This is a genomic window from Streptomyces huiliensis (assembly GCF_020037025.1).
Classification (GTDB): domain Bacteria; phylum Actinomycetota; class Actinomycetes; order Streptomycetales; family Streptomycetaceae; genus Streptomyces; species Streptomyces huiliensis.
In genome coordinates this window covers 1-1,238 of the sequence record NZ_JAIQLH010000452.1, presented here as the reverse complement: position 1 = coordinate 1,238, position 1,238 = coordinate 1, and the positions used below count along the sequence as shown (strand labels likewise).

The following is a 1,238-nucleotide window of genomic DNA, read 5'->3' as shown; positions in this document are numbered from 1 at the left end:
GACCGTCGGCCGTGCCAGTTCCCGCGCCCGGCGGGCGCCGTCCCGCAGGACGCCGTCCACGTACGCCGGTTCGGCGCACAGCTCGGCGTGCCTCTCGCGCACCGGGCGCAACAGCTCCACCACAGCGTCCGCCGTGTCCCGCTTCAGAGCGCCGTACGAGCTGTAGCCCGCGGCCAGGGCGTCGGGCGCGGAGCCGGTGCAGGCGGCCAGCAGCTCCAGGAGGTTGGCCACGCCGGGCCGTTCGGCGCGGTCGTAGACGACGTCCGTCCCGCTGTCGGTGACCGCGCGCATCACTTTCTTGCGCACGACGTCCGCCTCGTCGAGGAGGTAGACGATGCCGGAGGTCTCGGCGTGCGACTTTCCCATCTTCGACGTGGGGTCCTGGAGGTCCATGACCCGGGCCGCGACTGGCGGGAGGACGGCGCGGGGGACGGTGAACGTCTGCCCGTACCGCTGGTTGAAGCGCACGGCGAGGTCGCGGGTCAGCTCGACGTGCTGTGCCTGGTCGTCGCCGACGGGGACCTCGTCCGCGCGGTACGCCAGGATGTCGGCGGCCATCAGCACCGGATAGGTGAGGAGCGAGAGCCGGACGCTTCCACCGGTCTCCCGTTCTCGCGCCGACTTCTCCTTGTACTGGATCATCCGGCGCATCTCCCCGTCCGCGGCCGTGCACTCCAGCACGTAGGACAACCGGGTGTGCTCGTCGACGTGGCTCTGTACGAACAGCGTGCAGAGGTCGGGGTCCAGCCCGGCCGCCAGGAGCAGGGTCGCGGCCTGCCGGCTCAGCCGGCGGACGCGCGCCGGGTCGTGCTCGACGGTCAGCGCATGCAGGTCGACGACACAGAAGAGGGCGTCGGCGCGGTGCTGGTCCGACTCGACCCACTGCCGGATGGCGCCCAGGTAGTTGCCGAGTGTCAGGTGGCCGGTGGGCTTCACGCCACTGAAGATGCGGGTCATGGGTCCCTCTCCTTGGGAACGGGGACCACCGCCACAGACAGCAAAAACGGCCGCCGAGGCGGCGGCCGTGGGGAGCATGCGTGGGTACGCGCAGGGGGTGGCCGCCGTCAGGCGGGCCACCACTGGCCGTTACGGGCATGCATGGTCATGTCGCCGACCGTACCGCCCGGAAACCGCTTGCGCCACGGGTTTGATCCGGACCAAGTGCTCGTGTAAAGTTCTTCGAGTTGCCACGGGGGCCCGAGAGGGAACCGGGGCGCCACTTCACGCCAGCTCGGCGG

At 70.8% G+C, this 1,238-nt stretch carries 1 protein-coding gene; it reads right to left on the bottom strand.

The genetic code is table 11. From position 1 onward, the window contains the following. A partial coding sequence (gene trpS, locus JNW98_RS35010; RefSeq protein ID WP_223772304.1) for a tryptophan--tRNA ligase occupies positions 1–957 on the bottom strand: 957 nt, incomplete at its 3' end. Between the last annotated feature and the right edge of the window lie 281 nt (positions 958–1,238).